At 61.3% G+C, this 16,707-nt stretch carries 15 protein-coding genes and 1 tRNA gene; 5 read left to right on the forward strand and 11 right to left on the reverse strand.

Going from position 1 to position 16,707, the window contains the following annotated elements; translation table 11 throughout:
* Nucleotides 1-9: 9 nt before the first annotated feature.
* Nucleotides 10-1,209: an aspartate aminotransferase family protein gene (locus ILFOPFJJ_RS13345; protein WP_173511012.1), complete on the reverse strand. Its 1,200-nt coding sequence runs from the start codon at nt 1,207-1,209 to the stop codon at nt 10-12.
* A 415-nt stretch (nt 1,210-1,624) separates the two neighbouring features.
* Here ILFOPFJJ_RS13345 and ILFOPFJJ_RS13350 point away from each other — a divergent pair, with 415 nt between their 5' ends.
* Nucleotides 1,625-2,143, forward strand: a complete 519-nt coding sequence (locus ILFOPFJJ_RS13350; RefSeq protein ID WP_173511013.1) for a GcrA family cell cycle regulator — start codon at nt 1,625-1,627, stop codon at nt 2,141-2,143.
* Between the two features lie 76 nt (nt 2,144-2,219).
* On the opposite strand, the gene phoB is transcribed toward ILFOPFJJ_RS13350, so the two are convergent.
* From phoB to phoR, 7 genes are all read right to left on the reverse strand, one after another.
* Nucleotides 2,220-2,903, reverse strand: coding sequence for a phosphate regulon transcriptional regulator PhoB (gene phoB / locus ILFOPFJJ_RS13355; protein WP_034797168.1), 684 nt, complete (start codon nt 2,901-2,903; stop codon nt 2,220-2,222).
* Between the two features lie 205 nt (nt 2,904-3,108).
* Nucleotides 3,109-3,822 carry a phosphate signaling complex protein PhoU gene (gene phoU / locus ILFOPFJJ_RS13360; protein ID WP_173511014.1) on the reverse strand — a complete coding sequence of 238 codons (714 nt, stop codon included), beginning with the start codon at nt 3,820-3,822 and terminating at the stop codon, nt 3,109-3,111.
* A 67-nt stretch (nt 3,823-3,889) separates the two neighbouring features.
* Entirely contained in the window at nt 3,890-4,705 is an 816-nt protein-coding gene (pstB, locus tag ILFOPFJJ_RS13365; protein WP_173511015.1) for a phosphate ABC transporter ATP-binding protein PstB, read from the reverse strand.
* Between the two features lie 13 nt (nt 4,706-4,718).
* Nucleotides 4,719-6,041 carry a phosphate ABC transporter permease PstA gene (pstA, locus tag ILFOPFJJ_RS13370; protein WP_173511016.1) on the reverse strand — a complete coding sequence of 441 codons (1,323 nt, stop codon included), beginning with the start codon at nt 6,039-6,041 and terminating at the stop codon, nt 4,719-4,721.
* Nucleotides 6,038-7,522: a phosphate ABC transporter permease subunit PstC gene (pstC, locus tag ILFOPFJJ_RS13375; RefSeq protein ID WP_173511017.1), complete on the reverse strand. Its 1,485-nt coding sequence runs from the start codon at nt 7,520-7,522 to the stop codon at nt 6,038-6,040. The genes pstA and pstC overlap by 4 nt, the downstream gene beginning before the upstream one ends.
* 98 nt (nt 7,523-7,620) lie before the next feature.
* Complete coding sequence (locus ILFOPFJJ_RS13380; protein ID WP_173511018.1) at nt 7,621-8,655, reverse strand: substrate-binding domain-containing protein; 1,035 nt, start codon at nt 8,653-8,655, stop codon at nt 7,621-7,623.
* 194 nt (nt 8,656-8,849) lie between these two features.
* Nucleotides 8,850-10,127, reverse strand: coding sequence for a phosphate regulon sensor histidine kinase PhoR (phoR, locus tag ILFOPFJJ_RS13385; RefSeq protein WP_376741413.1), 1,278 nt, complete (start codon nt 10,125-10,127; stop codon nt 8,850-8,852).
* Nucleotides 10,128-10,246: 119 nt separating this feature from the next.
* Here phoR and ppk2 point away from each other — a divergent pair, with 119 nt between their 5' ends.
* Nucleotides 10,247-11,149, forward strand: coding sequence for a polyphosphate kinase 2 (gene ppk2, locus ILFOPFJJ_RS13390; protein ID WP_173511020.1), 903 nt, complete (start codon nt 10,247-10,249; stop codon nt 11,147-11,149).
* Between the two features lie 21 nt (nt 11,150-11,170).
* Here the strand turns inward: ppk2 and ILFOPFJJ_RS13395 are convergent, their stop codons facing one another.
* Entirely contained in the window at nt 11,171-12,328 is a 1,158-nt protein-coding gene (locus tag ILFOPFJJ_RS13395) for a biotin transporter BioY (RefSeq protein ID WP_173511021.1), read from the reverse strand.
* Nucleotides 12,329-12,727: 399 nt separating this feature from the next.
* On the opposite strand from ILFOPFJJ_RS13395, the gene ILFOPFJJ_RS13400 reads away from it, so the two are divergent.
* Together ILFOPFJJ_RS13400 and ILFOPFJJ_RS13405 are read left to right on the forward strand one after the other, a co-directional pair.
* Entirely contained in the window at nt 12,728-13,738 is a 1,011-nt protein-coding gene (locus ILFOPFJJ_RS13400) for an NAD(P)H-dependent flavin oxidoreductase (RefSeq protein ID WP_173511022.1), read from the forward strand.
* A 75-nt stretch (nt 13,739-13,813) separates the two neighbouring features.
* A tRNA-Thr gene (locus ILFOPFJJ_RS13405) sits at nt 13,814-13,889 on the forward strand.
* Between the two features lie 125 nt (nt 13,890-14,014).
* Here ILFOPFJJ_RS13405 and ILFOPFJJ_RS13410 read toward each other — a convergent pair.
* Both ILFOPFJJ_RS13410 and ILFOPFJJ_RS13415 read right to left on the reverse strand, forming a co-directional pair.
* Nucleotides 14,015-14,782, reverse strand: coding sequence for a hypothetical protein (locus ILFOPFJJ_RS13410; RefSeq protein WP_173511023.1), 768 nt, complete (start codon nt 14,780-14,782; stop codon nt 14,015-14,017).
* A 47-nt stretch (nt 14,783-14,829) separates the two neighbouring features.
* Nucleotides 14,830-15,633, reverse strand: a complete 804-nt coding sequence (locus ILFOPFJJ_RS13415; protein WP_246299604.1) for an aldo/keto reductase — start codon at nt 15,631-15,633, stop codon at nt 14,830-14,832.
* Between the two features lie 411 nt (nt 15,634-16,044).
* Between ILFOPFJJ_RS13415 and ILFOPFJJ_RS13420 the strand changes: the two genes are divergently transcribed.
* Nucleotides 16,045-16,704, forward strand: coding sequence for a dienelactone hydrolase family protein (locus ILFOPFJJ_RS13420; RefSeq protein ID WP_173511024.1), 660 nt, complete (start codon nt 16,045-16,047; stop codon nt 16,702-16,704).
* Nucleotides 16,705-16,707: the final 3 nt, after the last annotated feature.

Here is a 16,707-nt window from a genome sequence, read left to right on the forward strand (position 1 = left end):
TCAGGCCGTTCAGGCCGCCGCATTGCCGCTGTTGCTTCTGACCGCTTCGGCGGCACGCTCAAGCCTTGCGAGCCCTTCTCGGGCTTCGGCGGCAGTGGTGATCAACGGCGGCAACAGGCGCAGCACGTTTTCGCCGGCCGGAACTACAAGCAGCTTCTCCGCGCGGATTGCTTTCAACAGATCGGCCGAGGGCACCTTTGCCTTGATCCCGAGCATCAGTCCGTCCCCGCGGATTTCCTCGATCACATCCGGAGAACGGTCCTTGAGCGACGCAAGCCCCTGCCGGAAAACGAGAGCGACGTCGCGCAGCTGGTCCAGGAAGCCGTCGGCGAGAACAACGTCGAGGACCGCGTTGCCGACCGCCATTGCCAGCGGATTGCCGCCATAGGTCGATCCGTGCGTCCCCGTGACCATGCCAGCGGCCGCTTCTTCGGTCGAAAGGCACGCGCCCAGAGGAAAGCCGCCGCCGATGCCCTTCGCGACCGCCATGATGTCGGGCCGGATGCCGGCCCATTCATGGGCGAAGAGCTTGCCAGTCCGCCCGACGCCGCACTGAACCTCGTCGAGGATCAGCAGCAGGCCGAACTCGTCGCAAAGCGCCCGCAACTCCTGCAGAAATTCCTTGCTGGCCAGGCGAATGCCGCCCTCGCCCTGGATCGGTTCGATCAGGATCGCCGCCGTCTCGTCATTGATCGCATCCTTGACCGCAGCGAGGTCGCCGAAAGGAACCTGATAGAAGCCTGGCGCCTTTGGCCCGAAACCCTCGATGTACTTCTGTTGGCCGCCGGCCGCGATCGTCGCTATCGTGCGGCCATGGAAGGCGCCTTCGAAGGTGATGATATGGAACTTTTCCGGATGCCCTTTGGCGAAATGATAGCGGCGCGCAGTCTTGATCGCGCATTCGAGCGCTTCCGCACCCGAATTGGTGAAGAACACGCGGTCCGCGAAGGTCACGGCGGTCAGCCGGCGGGCCAGGCTTTCCTGCCCGGGAACCTCGTAGAGGTTGGAAAGATGCCAGACCTTGTCCGCCTGCGCCTTCAGCGCCTCGACGAGGTGCGGATGTGCATGGCCAAGCGAGTTCACGGCGACGCCGGCGGCAAAATCGAGATAGCGCGAGCCGTCTTCGGCAATAAGCCAGACGCCCTCGCCTCGCTCGAAACGCAACGGCGCGCGCATATAGGTGTCGTAGAGCGGCGTTGTTGCGGCCATGGCGAACTTCTCCTTCCGTCCTGTTGGCATCGGTATCGGTTGATCGCATCCGATAAAAATCAAAAATGCCGCCTTTCGGCGGCGCAGGCACTATTCCTATTTCGCACTGCAATGTCAACAAAACCAAGGCTTGCAACGGACCTGAAGGCGTAGATTCCGACGCGCGAAAAAACGTCCGGCGAGGGCTTGCAAAAATGCAACGGCCAGCGAGCAAGTTGGGGAAAACCCCGAAATCGATTCGGCGCGATTCCCGCGACTCTTGCCACGGAGTCACCCTGCCAGTAGGTTAATATTCAATTACTAGACGCATGCGGCGGACCTAGTCACCAAAAGAGTTATCGCGTTGCAGCTCCGGAGTTTTTCCGGAGCATGGTGATGGATTCTGCCATCCAACGCCGAGAACGGAGAGTGCAGAATGAACTGGACTGACGAGCGGGTGGAGAAACTGAAGAAGCTGTGGTCGGAAGGCCTGAGCGCCAGCCAGATCGCGGCACAACTGGGTGGCGTCAGCCGTAATGCCGTCATCGGCAAGGTTCACCGGCTGAGCCTGCCGGGGCGGGCCAAGGCCGGCGGCACAACCACTGCCGCACGCCCGAAGCGCACCACTTCCGCTCCCCGCGCGCCGAATTACGCCGCGCGTGTCACAACCCGCACCGTCACCCGCACCGCTGGTGCCACGGTGCTCAAGGAAGAGATCGAAGTAGATCTCGTCGCGGATCAGGACCTTGAACACGCACCCAACGTCGTCGTTCCGATGTCCCGCCGCCTCGGCCTGACGGAGCTCAGCGAGCGCACCTGCAAGTGGCCGATCGGCGACCCTTTGAAGGAAGAGTTCCATTTCTGCGGCAATGACTCGCCGGAATCGTCACCCTATTGCAGCTATCACACGCGGCTCGCCTATCAGCCTTCCGGCGAGCGCCGGCGGATGCGCTGATCGGTTCTTGCGAACGCAAATGAAAAGGGGCCCAAGGGCCCCTTTTATGTCTGCAGAAAGCGGACAACAGCGGCCTTCAGCTTTCAAGTGAATAGCCGGCACCGCGCACGGTGCGAATAACATCGGGCATGTTCGAAAAGTTCAGCGCCTTGCGCAGACGGCCGACATGCACGTCCACGGTGCGTTCGTCGACATAGATGTCATGGCCCCACACGCCGTCGAGAAGCTGTGAACGGGAGAAGACGCGCCCCGGAGAGGACATCAGGAACTCCAGCAGCCGGAACTCCGTCGGTCCGAGCCGAACCTCGCGGCTGCGCCTGTGGACCCGGTGCGTCTCGCGATCGAGCTCGATGTCGCCGCAGCGCAAGAGCGTCGAAAGTACCTCGGGCTTGGCGCGCCGCAGCATCGCCTTCACCCTTGCCATCAGTTCCGGCGTAGAGAACGGCTTTACGACATAGTCGTCCGCGCCGGTGGCGAGACCACGAACCCGCTCGCTTTCCTCGCCGCGCGCAGTCAGCATGATAATGGGCAGGCGCTCCGTTTCCGGCCTCTGCCGCAGCCGGCGGCAAAGTTCGATGCCGGACACCCCGGGCAGCATCCAGTCGAGGATCAACAGATCGGGCAACCGCTCCTGAAGGCGGATTTCAGCCTCGTCTCCACGCAGGATCGTATCGACGTCGAATCCTTCGGCCTCGAGATTGTAGCGCAGGAGGACGCTCAGCGCCTCCTCGTCCTCGACAACAGCGATCTTCGGCAACATTCGGTCATGCTCCTTCCCACGCGCGGGTGCCGTCATGCCACCGCGGCACAATACGGGCGCGAATACTCGCGACCGGGACAAGATTAACGCATGCACCTGCGCATGCGGGTATCGGGCGCCCTAGGTCGTTTCATTGAAACAGTGAAACGACCTAAATCTCTGAACGACGCAACTCCGGACGAAAAACCGTTGTCCTGGAATTGCTCTAGTCCGTCACGGAGCCCAGCGACGACGTCGTGTCGTCCTTCGGCCGTTCGCCTTGCGGCTGAGCACCCGTCGCCATGTAATAGATCGTTTCGGCGATGTTGGTCGCATGGTCGCCGATACGCTCGATGTTCTTGGCGCAGAAGAGAAGATGCGTGCACGGCGTGATGTTGCGCGGATCTTCCATCATATAGGTCAGCAACTCGCGGAAAAGCGACGTGTAGATCGCGTCGATCTCTTCATCGCGCTCGCGGATGCTGTTCGCCTTTTCCGGCGAACGGGAGGCATAGACGTCGAGCACTTCCTTGAGCTGGACCAAGGCCAGCTCCGCAAGATGCTCCAGGCCACGCGCGAGCTTGCGCGGAATGCCGGATCCGGCGACCGCGATCACGCGTTTGGCGGTATTCTTGCCGAGGTCGCCGACACGCTCCAAATCGGCGGCAATCCGGATCGACCCCATGATCTCGCGGAGATCCGACGCCATTGGCTGACGCTTGGCGATGGTGACGATCGCCTTCTCGCCGATCTGACGCTCGGCGTCGTCGAGGATCGCGTCGTCCGAAATCACCTTCTGCGCCAAGGCCAGATCCGAGTTCACCAGCGCCCGGACAGAGTCCGCCACCATCTGCTCGGCAAGCCCGCCCATCTCGGAGATCCGGCGCGTGAGATACTTCAACTCCTCGTCGAAGGCGGACATTATGTGTGCATGAGTCATTTTCGTTTCCTCAAGGCGCGCGCTGTTCTGGACGGACCTTCATCGATCGTAAGGGTTGGAAACCACTTTAGCCGAACCGACCCATAATGTAGTCCTGCGTGCGCTGGTCATCCGGATTGGTGAACATCTTGTCGGTGTCGTTCTCCTCGACGAGATTGCCGAGGTGGAACATGGCGGTGCGTTGCGACACACGCGCGGCCTGCTGCATCGAATGGGTCACGATGACGATCGTGAAATTCGCACGCAGCTCGTGAATGAGCTCCTCGACTTTCGCGGTGGCGATCGGATCGAGCGCCGAGCAGGGCTCGTCCATCAGGATCACTTCGGGGCTGACCGCAACGGCACGCGCGATGCAGAGGCGCTGCTGCTGGCCGCCGGAGAGGCCGGTGCCCGGCTCTTGCAGCCGATCTTTGACCTCATTGAAAAGGCCAGCCTTTTGCAGGCTCGTTTCGACGACCTCATCGAATTCCGCTTTCGTTCGGGCGAGACCATGAATACGAGGACCGTAGGCGACGTTCTCGTAGATCGATTTCGGGAACGGGTTCGGCTTCTGGAACACCATGCCGACACGGGCGCGCAGCTCCACGACGTCGATGCTCGGATCGTAAATATCGTCCTCGTCGAGCGTGATCTTGCCGGTCACCCGGCAATTCTCGATCGTATCGTTCATGCGGTTCAAGGTGCGCAGGAACGTCGACTTGCCGCAGCCCGATGGACCGATCAGGGCTGTCACGGTGTTTTCACGGATGTTGAGATTGACGTCGAAGAGCGCGCGCTTCTCGCCGTAATAGACCGACACATCCTTGCCGATCATCTTGTAGGGCACCGTGTTCATTTTCAGGTCCAGAGCCTTTTCCACTGCAGCTTCCGACATCATGTTCATAGTCCTTACCCCACTACCAGCGGCGCTCAAAGCGACGCCGCAAGAGAATTGCGCCCAGGTTCATGAAGACCAGGAAGATCAAGAGAATGATGATCGCCCCGGACGTCCGCTCGACAAAGGCGCGCTCCGCCTCGTTCGCCCACATATAGATCTGCACGGGCAGGGCCGTGGACGGCTCCAGCGGCGATCCCGGAAAATCAACCACGAAGGCGACCATGCCGATCAACAAGAGCGGCGCGGTTTCGCCGAGGGCGTGCGCAAGGCCGATGATCGTTCCGGTCAGGATGCCAGGCATGGCAAGCGGCAACACGTGATGGAAAATCGTTTGCATCTTCGATGCGCCGAGACCGAGCGCGGCGGAACGGATCGACGGTGGAACGGCCTTGAGAGCCGCCCGCGTGGCGATGATGATCGTCGGCAGCGTCATCAGCGTCAGCACGAAACCGCCTACGAGCGCGGCCGAACGCGGCATGCCGGCGAAATTTATAAACACGGCGAGGCCGAGAAGGCCGTAGACGATCGACGGTACGGCCGCGAGGTTGTTGATGTTGACTTCGATCAGGTCGGTAAGCCGGTTCTTTGGTGCGAACTCCTCGAGATAGATCGAGGCGGCCACGCCGATCGGCAGCGACAGAACCAGAACGATCAGCATCATGTAGAGAGAGCCGATCAGGGCAACGCCAACGCCCGCCGCTTCCGGACGGCTCGATGCGCCGAATGTGAAGATACCCGTGTTGAAGCTCGTCTTGAGTATGCCCGCATCGGCGAGCTCGTTCATCCACGCAACCTGCCGGTCCTTGACCTTGCGGTTGGTTTCAGCGACCGACAGGTCGATCTGGCCCTTGAAAGCGGAATCGATGTTCGCTTCGGCAAGCAGCGTCACCGGCACCGTTTTGCCGATGATCGACGGATCCGCGACGACGATGTTGCGCAGCTGCGTGCGTGCGCTGGCGGAGATCATATCGGTCGCCTGCTTGACCAGAGGCCGCTTCGTCGCGTCGAGCCCGAGTTGCTTCACAAGCGCATCGCGAACGAGCAACGGATAGTTTGCCGTCATCAGCTGCTTGGCGTCGGTCGCGCGCTCGTTTTTAGGATCGATGACCTTTTCGGAAAACTCGATCGGCAGCGTGATCGTCGTCTGCAGGAATGCAGTGTAGCCCTTCGAAACGACCGTCGAGACGAGGACCGCGAGGAAGAACAGACCGAGGACGATGGCGCTGATGCCATAGGCCCGGAAACGGCGCTCGGCAGCATAGCGGCGCTTGATACCGATATCGCGGCGGGTTTCGGCAGGACGGGTCGAGACCCTTACCGTCGGCGAAGCAAGGTCGGTCATTCGTACTGTTCCCGATATTTGCGCACGATATAGAGCGCGTAGATGTTGAGGCAGAGCGTGATGACGAAGAGCGTGATGCCGAGCGCGAAGGCGACCAGCGTCTGGGGCGACGTGAATTCCAGGTCACCCGTCAGCTGGTGAACGATCTTCACCGTGACCGTCGTCATCGGCTCGAAAGGCGTCAGTTGCATGCGCGCCGCCACCCCCGCTGCAAGCACGACGATCATCGTCTCGCCAACCGCGCGTGATGCCGTCAGGAGCAGCGCACCGACAATGCCGGGCAGTGCGGCGGGCAGGATGACCTTCTTCACCGTCTCTGAACGCGTTGCCCCAAGTCCGAGCGAGCCGTCGCGCAATGCACGCGGAACCTGCGTGATGATGTCATCGGAGAGCGACGATACGAAGGGGATCAGCATGATGCCCATGACGATGCCAGCCGTCAGTACGCTCTGCGCCTGGATGAAGTTCTGGTAGTTGCCGGTGAGGAGGCCGTTCAGTTGCGTCGAGATATCGCGCAGGAACGGTCCGACCGTGACGAGCGCAAAGAAGCCGTAGACGATCGTCGGGATGCCGGCGAGCACTTCAAGGAGCGGCTTCGCCGTCGAACGCAGCCGCGGGCTTGCGTATTCTGCCATGTATATCGCCGCGAAGAGACCAATGGGCACTGCAAACAGCATGGCGACTAAGGCGATATAGAGCGTGCCTCCGAGAAGCGGCAGGAGGCCGAACTGGCCCGATGCGCCGCCGCTGCCGGCGGCCGCGAAACGGGGGTCCCACACCGTGCCGAAGAAGAACTCGGCGGGCGATACCATGCTGAAGAACCGGCCCGCCTCCGACAACATCGAAGCGACGATACCGATGGTGGTGAGAATGGCAATCGAGGACGCAACGATCAGCGAAGCGAGCATTACGCGCTCCACCCGATTGCGGGCGCGGAAGCGGGTGCTGATGTTGCGGATGGCATACACACCGCCAGCAACGGCAACGAACAGCACGACCGCGCTCATCAGCCAGCGACTGTAGGTCCGCATGGCGTTGAACTGCTGTGCTGCCCCAATCATGTACGGTTCGCCTTCTCCCGCCAGCGCTACGCCCTTGGCGGCAAGCGTTTCGCGCAGGTTGGCCGAACCATTTTCAAGCGCGGCGAGTTCAGACGCGTCCAGGCGAACGAGGCCGCCGGCAACCGATTTCACCTGACCGAGTGCGAGCTGAACCGTTGCAGCGCCCTGGCTCTTTACCGCCTCGGGAAGAGCCGAACGGACACTGGAATCGATGTAAAGCGGCGATGCGATCAGCCAGGTGGCAAGCACAAGTGCCGCCGGCAGCATCGCCCAGATGGCGACGTAGCTGCCATGATAGCCGGGCAAGGAGTGCAGGTCCGCGAATTTACCGCCGGACTGCGCGAGCGAGCGCGCACGGCCGGCAAAATAGGCAATGAAACCAATCAAAACTATGATCAAAAGAAGGAGCGAAGTACTCATCAGCACGTCTCCCCGGCAAAGACCGCCATGGCCGCCGGCAAAATCAAATGAACGCATGCCCCGACGCGACACCAGGTCGCGCCGGGGCGTGTCTTTAATTAGAGCATGTTGCCGGCTTCGAAAGCCTTGCGTATTTCTTCACGCTCGGCGTCCGGAGCAGAAACGAGGCCGTATTCGGCGAGCGGGCTGTCCGGGCCGATCATCTGGTCGTCGATGAAGAATTCGACGTATTCCTTGAGGCCGGGAACAACGCCCATATGGGCCTTCTTGACGTAGAAGAACAGCGGACGGGAAACTGGGTATTCGCCCGAAGCGATCGTTTCCGTCGAGGGAACGACGCCGTTGACGGTCGCGACCTTCAGCTTGTCGGCGTTGTTCTCGTAGAACGAAAGGCCGAATACGCCGATGCCGCTCTTGTTGGAAGCGATACGGGCGAGCGTTTCGGTGTAGTCGCCGTCGATGTCGACAGCCATGCCGTCCTTGCGAACTGCAACGCACTTGGCGAGCTGTTCCTTGGCATCGCTGACGGCTGCCTTGATGACGTCCTGGGCGCCGGCTTCCTTGCAGCCTTCAGCGAGGATCTTCTCCTCGAAGACTTCGCGCGTGCCGTGCTTCTGGCCTGGGATGAAGGCAGCGATTTCGGCGTCCGGAAGCGAAGCGTCGACTTCCGACCACTTCTTGTACGGGTTGGCAACGAGCTTGCCGTCGACGACGACTTCAGCTGCGAGTGCCTTGTAGAGATGCTCCGGCTTCAGGGCGAGGTCGGCGTTGCCAGCATCGGTCGCGAAGACGATGCCGTCATAACCGATCTTGACTTCCTGGATCTCGGTCACGCCGGCAGCCTTGCAGGCTTCGATTTCGCTGTCCTTGATCTTGCGCGAGGAGTTGGCGACATCGATCGTGTCTTCGCCGACGCCCTTGCAGAATTCCTTGAGGCCGGCAGACGAGCCGCCGGACTCGACAACCGGCGTCTTGAAGTCGGGGAAGGTCTCACCGAAGGTTTCGGCGACGATCTTTGCGTAGGGAAGAACGGTCGACGAGCCAGCGACCTGAACCTGGTCGCGAGCCGCTGCGGTGCCCGCGAACGCGGCGGAGGCGACCAGCGCCGCTACAGTGAGTTTAAGAGCTTTCATAGATGTTCTCCCGGAATGGGCTTGTGTTGGTGCGCTTCAGTTCCAGCGCTCTCTTCGCCGTATGATCGGCCGCCCCTAGTTAGCCGCCGATGGTCACACCTTTTATGTCAATTCGGTGAAACATTTATGACAGTCTATGTCATTGAAGAAGCTTCGTAATTTCGACATCCGCGATGAACCGGCGACGTTTTGTGTCAGAAGCGGACCGTGAAGATCGTACCCTTCCCGACCTCCGAATGAATTAGGAGACGGGCACGGTGGCGCGTGAGGATATGCTTGACGATGGCGAGCCCCAGGCCGGTGCCTTTTTTCGAGCGGCTCGCCTCCACGTTAACGCGATAAAAACGTTCGGTAATTCGCGGTACGTGCTCGGCCGGAATGCCTCGCCCGTAATCCTCGACGGTCACCTCGGCCTGCTTGCCCTCATCTCCGGTCAGCCGGACGTCCACCTTCTTGCCTTCCTGTCCGTACTTGCACGCGTTCTCGATCAGGTTCTCGAAGACCTCGATCAATTCGTCGCGATCTCCCGGGACAAAAACCGGCGCATCAGGAACATCGAGCGAGATCGTGACGTCAAGCTCGGTTGCGAGCGGCAGCAGGCTGTCGCGCACATGCCCGAGCAGCGGCGCCAGGTCGACCATGTCCTCGGGGGCAAGATGTGACTTCAGTTCGAGCCTGGAGAGCGACAGGAGGTCGTCGACGAGGCGGCTCATGCGGGTGACCTGCTCGTGCATGATGCCGAAGAATCTCTCCTGTGCCTTCAGGTCGTTGCGCGCCGGACCCTGCAGCGTTTCGATGAAGCCGCGCAGCGAGGCGAGTGGCGTGCGCAGTTCATGGCTGGCATTGGCGACGAAATCGGAGCGCATCCGGTCGATGCGGCGCACTTGCGAAATGTCGCGATAGGTCAGCAGGAAGATGCGCCGGCTCGAAGCATCGGCTTCAATCTCGGCGGGTGCGACCCTGACGACATAAACAGCATCCGACGGCAGCCTCTCGGTGTGTTCGATCTGATTGATCTTACCGGTGGCGATGGTCTCGCGAACCATATCGAGAATGCCGGGCGAACGGACGCGTGCGGAAAGGTCGCTATTCGGGGGAATCGTGCCGAACGCCTTTTCGGCAGCAATGTTCTGAAAGAGCACGGTTTCATCCGCCGCGACGACGAGCACGGGCATGTCGAGCGCGTTCAGCGCCGGGACCAGCGGGTCCCTTCCCTTTTCGGTCGCAACGGCGCTTACCGGAGCCGGCTGCACGGACGGCACGCTGCGATTGAGCAGCGCCGCGGCAAGCACGATCCAGAACGGCAATACGGCAAGGATATGAATACCGGCGAGCGTAGCGAGAACGGCCAGCAAGACCGAAAGGCCGAGAACCCACCGTTCCGCCTTCAGCTTCGGCAGCAGGGTCCGCCAGAGCACCCTTGCATTGTCCAACACAACATCCTCATGACTCAATTGCGCCCTCCTGATCATGCACCGGGAAGGCAGAGAGATAGCGCTGCTTCATGACATGATTTTCACGACATGCTTGAATCCGCAACGCAATTATGGCCTCTTTCAAAGAAATCGAGCGTCAGCGGGAGGCAGAGCAGATGGCGGCAGAAACGGCGGCAGCCCAGTCCAGACCGGAGAGCCGGGCGGTCGAATTGCGGATCGGCGGCAAGTCCCGCATCTTCGATATCGACAATCCTGAACTGCCAAAATGGATCGACGACGAGGCCTTCTCTTCCGACGACTACCCCTACAAGAAGAAGCTCGACGAGGACGAGTACGAAGAAACGTTGACGAAACTTCAGATCGAACTCGTCAAGGTCCAGTTCTGGATGCAGGCTACCGGCAAGCGCGTGATGGCCGTTTTCGAAGGGCGCGACGCGGCCGGCAAGGGCGGCGCCATCCACGCGACAATGGCCTATATGAACCCTCGTTCCGCTCGCATCGTCGCACTTACCAAGCCGACCGAGACCGAACGCGGCCAATGGTATTTCCAGCGTTACGTGGCGACTTTTCCGACCGCCGGCGAATTCGTACTCTTCGATCGCTCCTGGTACAACCGCGCCGGCGTGGAACCGGTCATGGGTTTCTGCACGCCCGAGCAGTACGAGCATTTTCTCAAACAGGCGCCCCGCTTCGAGAAGATGATCGCCGACGAGGGCATCCAGCTCTTCAAGTTCTGGCTCAATATCGGCCGGGAGATGCAATTGAAGCGTTTCCACGACCGCCGGCATGATCCGCTGAAGATCTGGAAGCTGTCGCCGATGGACATCGCGGCACTGAACAAGTGGGACGACTATACCGAAAAGCGCGACCGGATGCTCAAGGAGACGCACACGGACCATGCACCCTGGACTGTCATCCGCGGCAACGACAAGCGCCGAGCCCGGATCAACCTGATCCGCCACATACTCAAGAATCTGGATTACGACGGCAAGGACAAGGCGGCTATCGGCGAGATCGACGACAAGATCGTCGGTTCCGGACCGGGGTTCCTGAAATGATCCGCGAAGCGCCTGACCGCGTCACTGGCCCGGCAGAACGCGGATCGCAAAAATATCCAGGCTGTTGCCCGCTCCGCTGACGTCGCTATTGAGCACGAGCCTGCCGGGGCCGCTTGGCGCGGGGCTCCGCTCGAACGAAACCTTGAAAAGCATGTCGAGGCGTTCGTCATGCACCGTGAACCGGTGGCGGCCACAAGCGCCGAGCGAAGAAAAGTCGCATTCGACGGAAAATTCCGCCGTCTTGCCGGGCGCGGCCTGGACCGTGAGCGCCAGTGTCGATGATTTGCCCGGGAGCCGCTCGAGGATATCCGCGGGAATTTCGAAGACGAGATCTCCATCCTTGCCGGCGACCGCCGACGTCACGCGCACGCGCTCTCCGCCCTCGTCGTTCAAAGGCTCGACGGTGGCGCGCGCGCCAGGCTTGATGGCGGCGGCGTTCGCCGCGGTGAAAACCTCGACCCAATCGCCGGAGAAGCCTTCCTGTGCGCCGAGGTTCTGAAGCCGTGCTGCGCCTTCGAAATCTTCCGATTCCACCGTGGCAGGCGGATTGGCGACATTGGTGTCGCGCTCGGCCGGAGATTTCAGCAGGTCGTTGGTCTGGATCCACCAGACAGCAGCGCCGGCTGCCGCCGCGAGCGTTGCCAGGACCATGGCGAAGGAAAGCAAGCGCCCGCGCCGGCGCTTGCGGGGGCGCTTGTCGGCAGCGCCCAAATCAGGTGCAGCGGGCGCCGTCTTGCCGCCTGGCGGCGGAGATGCGGGTGTAGCGACGGGCCGCCCCGAGGCGAGCGAGTCGTCGCGATCAGCGCGCAGGGCGCCGAGGTCGCTTTCGCCTTGCGCCGCACGTCCTTGTCCGCCGGGAGCCTGCTCGCGGCGGGCAGAAACGGAAAGGTCCGCAGCCGCCGTATTCGGCGCCGCCCGCTCGCCTGCTTCACCGAGGCTGACGACCGGTGGCGCAGCGGCACGCCGCAACGCAGCGCGTTCTTCGGTCTCGATCGCATGAATGACCGCTTCGAGCCGGTGGCGTTGTTTCGCAATCAAATCCGGGTCTTCGATCTGCTGCTTCTTCAGTCCGTTTTCCAGCGCCTGACGGGCCGACTGATAGATGCGTGCGCGGATTTCCGCATTGGTCCGGTCGGAACGTTCCAGTGCATTCCTGATCGCAGTTTCGAGTCCGCTCACATCAAATCCTTCTGCACAACGAAGCCCTGCCGCATGTTTCCCTAGATCGTACCGATTTAAGGAAACATGCAGCAATTCAAAGCACCACAGCGACCTTTTGCGCGTCTAACGAGACACGCGACGCTGCAGCGGCGCGGCGTGGCCAAGCGGGTATTCCCATCCTTGGGAGGAGAGGATGGTTCCCTTCCCGATCCACGACATTGGTTTTATTAACGATTGGGTAACCGTTGCTTTCGGAATCTGCAAGTCCGCCCGTAAGACCACCAGGGACTTCCGCGTTGAAAATCGAACGAGGACCTGATCGACGGGTAAAATGCGTCTCTTTGCAAGTCCGTCGGTTTGCTGTTATCTGGTTTGACGTTTACGCAAACGTCAAACAATGAGGGATGGAGAAGCCTGATGCCTTTGCCGCCAATTCTTTCCGGAACAACGAGACTGCCGGTGGTCGGCGCGCCGCTCTTCATCGTCTCGCATCCCCGGCTGACGATCGCGCAGTGCAAAGCCGGCGTCATCGGTTCCTTTCCCGCCCTCAATGCTCGTCCACAATCGCAGCTGGACGAGTGGCTTGCGGAGATCACCGAGACGCTCGCCGACCACAAGGCCAAGCATCCCGACCGGCCGGCAGCGCCATTCGCGGTCAACCAGATCGTACACAAGTCGAATGCCAGGCTCGAGCAAGACCTGATGCTCTGCGTCAAATACAAGGTGCCGATCGTCATCTCGTCGCTCGGTGCGGTGCCGGAAGTAAACGCAGCGATCCATTCCTATGGCGGCATCGTGCTCCATGACGTCATCAACAACCGCCACGCCAATTCGGCAATCCGCAAGGGTGCCGACGGCCTGATCGCGGTGGCGGCCGGGGCCGGCGGCCATGCCGGAACGCTCTCGCCTTTCGCGCTCATCCAGGAGATCCGCGCATGGTTCGACGGACCGCTCCTGCTTTCCGGCGCAATCGCCACCGGCGGCGCCATCCTCGCCGCGCAGGCAATGGGCGCGGACATGGCCTATATCGGCTCCTCCTTCATCGCCACCGAAGAGGCGCGCGCCAGTGATGCCTACAAGCAGATGATCGTCGACAGCAGCGCCGCCGACATCGTTTATTCCAACTATTTCACCGGCATTCACGGCAACTATCTCAAGCCCTCGATCAGCGCAGCCGGCATGGATCCAGACAAGCTGCCGGAAGCGGACCCGTCGAAGATGGACTTCGGCAGCGCCGCCGAAGGCGCCAAGGCCTGGAAGGACATCTGGGGCTGCGGCCAAGGCATCGGCGCCGTCCGCGAGATCGGCACGGTGGCTGAGCTCGTCGACCGGCTGGAACGGGAATATGACGCGGCGCGAACCCGGCTCGGGCTCGGTGCCCGTCGCGATGTTCATGCGGCCAAGGAATTTTCAAGTTCTCGAAACTGATGGCTTGAAATCTTGGCGCTTTGCGTTTATCAGCGCCTCACACTTCGTTCCGCGGCCATCCGCGGAACCATCAGGGCCGCTTTAGCTCAGTCGGTAGAGCACATCATTCGTAATGATGGGGTCACGTGTTCGAGTCACGTAAGCGGCACCACTAATTCCAAATATTTAGCATGAAATGCCCTGCGTCGAGCAAGCAAGCGCGCGCCAGTTGCCGACTCGTGAGCCACACCGACGATGATCCGACGCGGAACGGCAGGCAAGGAGCATGCCGACCGCTCAGGCCCAGCCGCCCTCAAGCAATGGCTTGACCGGATGGCGGGACTTGACCATGCGCAGCCGGCGGATGGTTTCCGCGTGCTTATAGTTCTCGTGCTCTGCGCCGAGATCGAGACCATATTCGGACTCGGGATTTGAACGTGCCCCGATCAGGATGAACTCCGCGCCCTCGAAATCGAGGAGGCGAATGTCCTCGCGCGCAAAACGCCGGCCTCTGAATTCCTCCTGCAGCTTCTCCGGATAGTCGGCCTCATCCTCCTCGCGCAGCCCGGCATTGACGGGCTTGCCCTTCTCCGGATTCTTGATCGACAGCGCGTAGCTCGCCTCCGGCGCGATCCTGAAGGCCTTCTGCACCTCGCCGGGTTTTTCGGGAAGCTCAAGCGCGTAGGAGAGATGCATCTGTCCGTCTTCGAGCGTGATTGCGTACACGCCCTCCCCGGCGGGACGCGCGGCCGGCTGCCGACGCTCGCCCCGTGTGCCCGTGTCATAGCGTCGCTCGCGAAGCTCTTTCTCAATGTCCTTGGCCGAATGCCTTATCGCCTCCACAAAACCCCAGTGGCGTTCGTGCCGCTCGGCTTCGGGCAGTCGCTTTCGCCCGACAACCAGGAGCCGGACCTTCTCGCCGCCGTGCGGACGGAGCACCATCTCGAACCGTTGCACGTCACCGATACTCGAGGGATGCTCTTCCTCCACCCGGGGTCGATACAGAAAGAAGATATCGCCCTCTTCCAGAACGACCGTTTCGCGCTCCTGCCCGGGTTCAGCCATCGATTGTTGCTCCTGATGCTCTGTCCTTCGCCAAGCGGACTTGATGCTCAGCTATAGGGAAGCGTTCCCAGCGACGAGTAGCGCTCGTTCAGGCCATCAAGGGTTTTCAGGTCGCCTTCGCCGAGATCGAAATCAAACACATCGATGTTCTCTTCCAGATGTTGCCGCTGGTTGGCTTTGGGAATGGGAACTGTCCCGCGCTGCAGGTTCCATCGGACCAGCACTTGCGTCGGCGATTTGCCGTATTTCGCGGCAATCTTCGTGAGAGTCTCGTCCCGCAGCCGTTTGGTGCGCGTGAGGGGGCTGTATGCCTGGATGACGATCTGCTTTTCCTTCGCATAACGCAGCATGTCATCGCTGTGCCCGAACGGGCTCCACTCGATCTGATTGACCGTTGGCACCTCGCCCGTCGCATCTATCAACGCATCCATGAGGTCAATCGAGAAGTTGCTGACGCCGATGTCTTTCGCAAGGCCGTCCTCTTTCGCCCGGATCAGGCCTCGCCACAGATCTTCCCCCGCTCCTGTTCGCGGCGGACGGTGTATGAGCATGAGATCGGCATAGTCCAGCTGCAATTCGTCGAGATTTTTGCGCGTCGCTTGATAGGCGTCGTCCACTTCCTCGACTTTCGTGACCAGGTAGAAGTCGGCGCGTTCGATGCCGCTCCTGTTGATGCCGTCTGCGATGCCGGGCTGGGTCCCGTAATCTCCGGACGTGTCGATCATTCGATAGCCCAGCTTCAAGGCAGTTGCGATCGTCTCGGCCGTGTCGTCCGTCAGTTGCCATGTGCCGAGCCCCAGAACAGGCATCCTGTTTCCGGTGTGCAGCATTATCTCAGTCTTCGGGTTCATGATTTGCGCCTTTGTCCATCACGCGCCGCGCCGCGCTCACACGCCAAACACCTGCTCAGGAAAAGTGTTCCGGGCGGTCGTCTCCGGACCGGCGCGGTTCGGCAGAGGCGGCAAGCGCCAGTCAGCCGCTCATGGGACGGTTATCAGGATCGAAGTGGGGAACAATCGACCTCTGCGCGGATTGGAGCACAAGACCGCGGGCGGTTGGAAAGGCGTGGGATTCGACGACGTGCGTCAACTCCTGAGGGAGGCCGGGACGATGCCCCGAGAGCGCCGTGCGTTCAAATGAATGTACAAAGGACGCTCCAACACACGGGATGCTCCGGCAGGGGATACCGGATCGGGGTGGTCGAACAGGATCTAGCGACGAAACGACACCAGAACGCGTGCTGCGGCTGTGAGAGTGAGCAAATGGCCTTCTCGACACCCGATGATGTACAATCCGTAAGAATCGAGCCCCCGGGGATCGAGGCTTTTCTCGGCGTCCCTTCCGGCGCGAGTGGCCTCGTGATCTTTGCCCATGGCAGTGGAAGCGGGCGCTTCAGCCCTCGCAACAATCGCGTCGCGGCGGCACTGCGGGAAGCGGGGTTGGCGACACTTCTCGTTGATCTCCTGCGACCGGACGAAGAACAGGACCGGCGCAACGTCTTCGACATCGATCTCCTCGCTGATCGGCTCGTCGCCGCAAAGCGTTGGGTCTCCGAGGTTTCCGAGGCGTCGCATCTGCCGGTCGGCTACTTCGGCGCGAGCACGGGGGCCGGCGCGGCGCTGCAGGCAGCTTACGCCGAGCCGGACGTAGGCGCGGTCGTATCACGCGGTGGCCGCCCCGATCTTGCCATGCAGGTTCTGCCGGAGGTTCGCGCCCCCACCCTCCTCCTCGTCGGAAGCCTCGACGGGCCGGTGATCGACATGAACGAACGCGCCTTCGACGCGCTCGCCTGCGAGAAGCGGCTCATCATCATCGATGGCGCGGGCCATCTGTTCGAGGAGCCCGGCACGATGGATCAGGTGATCCGGCATGCGACAGACTGGTTCCTGATCCATCTCGGCAGCACTCCAGGAAGGACATGAGAT

Origin of the sequence: Sinorhizobium psoraleae (assembly GCF_013283645.1) — a bacterium.
GTDB classification, from domain to species: Bacteria; Pseudomonadota; Alphaproteobacteria; order Rhizobiales; family Rhizobiaceae; genus Sinorhizobium; species Sinorhizobium psoraleae.

Excerpts from the sequence above, each read along its gene's own strand:
- ILFOPFJJ_RS13345 (WP_173511012.1), bottom strand. The coding sequence starts at position 1,209 with ATGGCCGCAACAACGCCGCTCTACGACACCTATATGCGCGCGCCGTTG.
- ILFOPFJJ_RS13350 (WP_173511013.1), top strand. The coding sequence starts at position 1,625 with ATGAACTGGACTGACGAGCGGGTGGAGAAACTGAAGAAGCTGTGGTCG.
- phoB (WP_034797168.1), bottom strand. The coding sequence starts at position 2,903 with ATGTTGCCGAAGATCGCTGTTGTCGAGGACGAGGAGGCGCTGAGCGTC.
- phoU (WP_173511014.1), bottom strand. The coding sequence starts at position 3,822 with ATGACTCATGCACACATAATGTCCGCCTTCGACGAGGAGTTGAAGTAT.
- pstB (WP_173511015.1), bottom strand. The coding sequence starts at position 4,705 with ATGAACATGATGTCGGAAGCTGCAGTGGAAAAGGCTCTGGACCTGAAA.
- pstA (WP_173511016.1), bottom strand. The coding sequence starts at position 6,041 with ATGACCGACCTTGCTTCGCCGACGGTAAGGGTCTCGACCCGTCCTGCC.
- pstC (WP_173511017.1), bottom strand. The coding sequence starts at position 7,522 with ATGAGTACTTCGCTCCTTCTTTTGATCATAGTTTTGATTGGTTTCATT.
- ILFOPFJJ_RS13380 (WP_173511018.1), bottom strand. The coding sequence starts at position 8,655 with ATGAAAGCTCTTAAACTCACTGTAGCGGCGCTGGTCGCCTCCGCCGCG.
- phoR (WP_376741413.1), bottom strand. The coding sequence starts at position 10,127 with ATGATCAGGAGGGCGCAATTGAGTCATGAGGATGTTGTGTTGGACAAT.
- ppk2 (WP_173511020.1), top strand. The coding sequence starts at position 10,247 with ATGGCGGCAGAAACGGCGGCAGCCCAGTCCAGACCGGAGAGCCGGGCG.
- ILFOPFJJ_RS13400 (WP_173511022.1), top strand. The coding sequence starts at position 12,728 with ATGCCTTTGCCGCCAATTCTTTCCGGAACAACGAGACTGCCGGTGGTC.
- ILFOPFJJ_RS13410 (WP_173511023.1), bottom strand. The coding sequence starts at position 14,782 with ATGGCTGAACCCGGGCAGGAGCGCGAAACGGTCGTTCTGGAAGAGGGC.
- ILFOPFJJ_RS13415 (WP_246299604.1), bottom strand. The coding sequence starts at position 15,633 with ATGAACCCGAAGACTGAGATAATGCTGCACACCGGAAACAGGATGCCT.
- ILFOPFJJ_RS13420 (WP_173511024.1), top strand. The coding sequence starts at position 16,045 with ATGGCCTTCTCGACACCCGATGATGTACAATCCGTAAGAATCGAGCCC.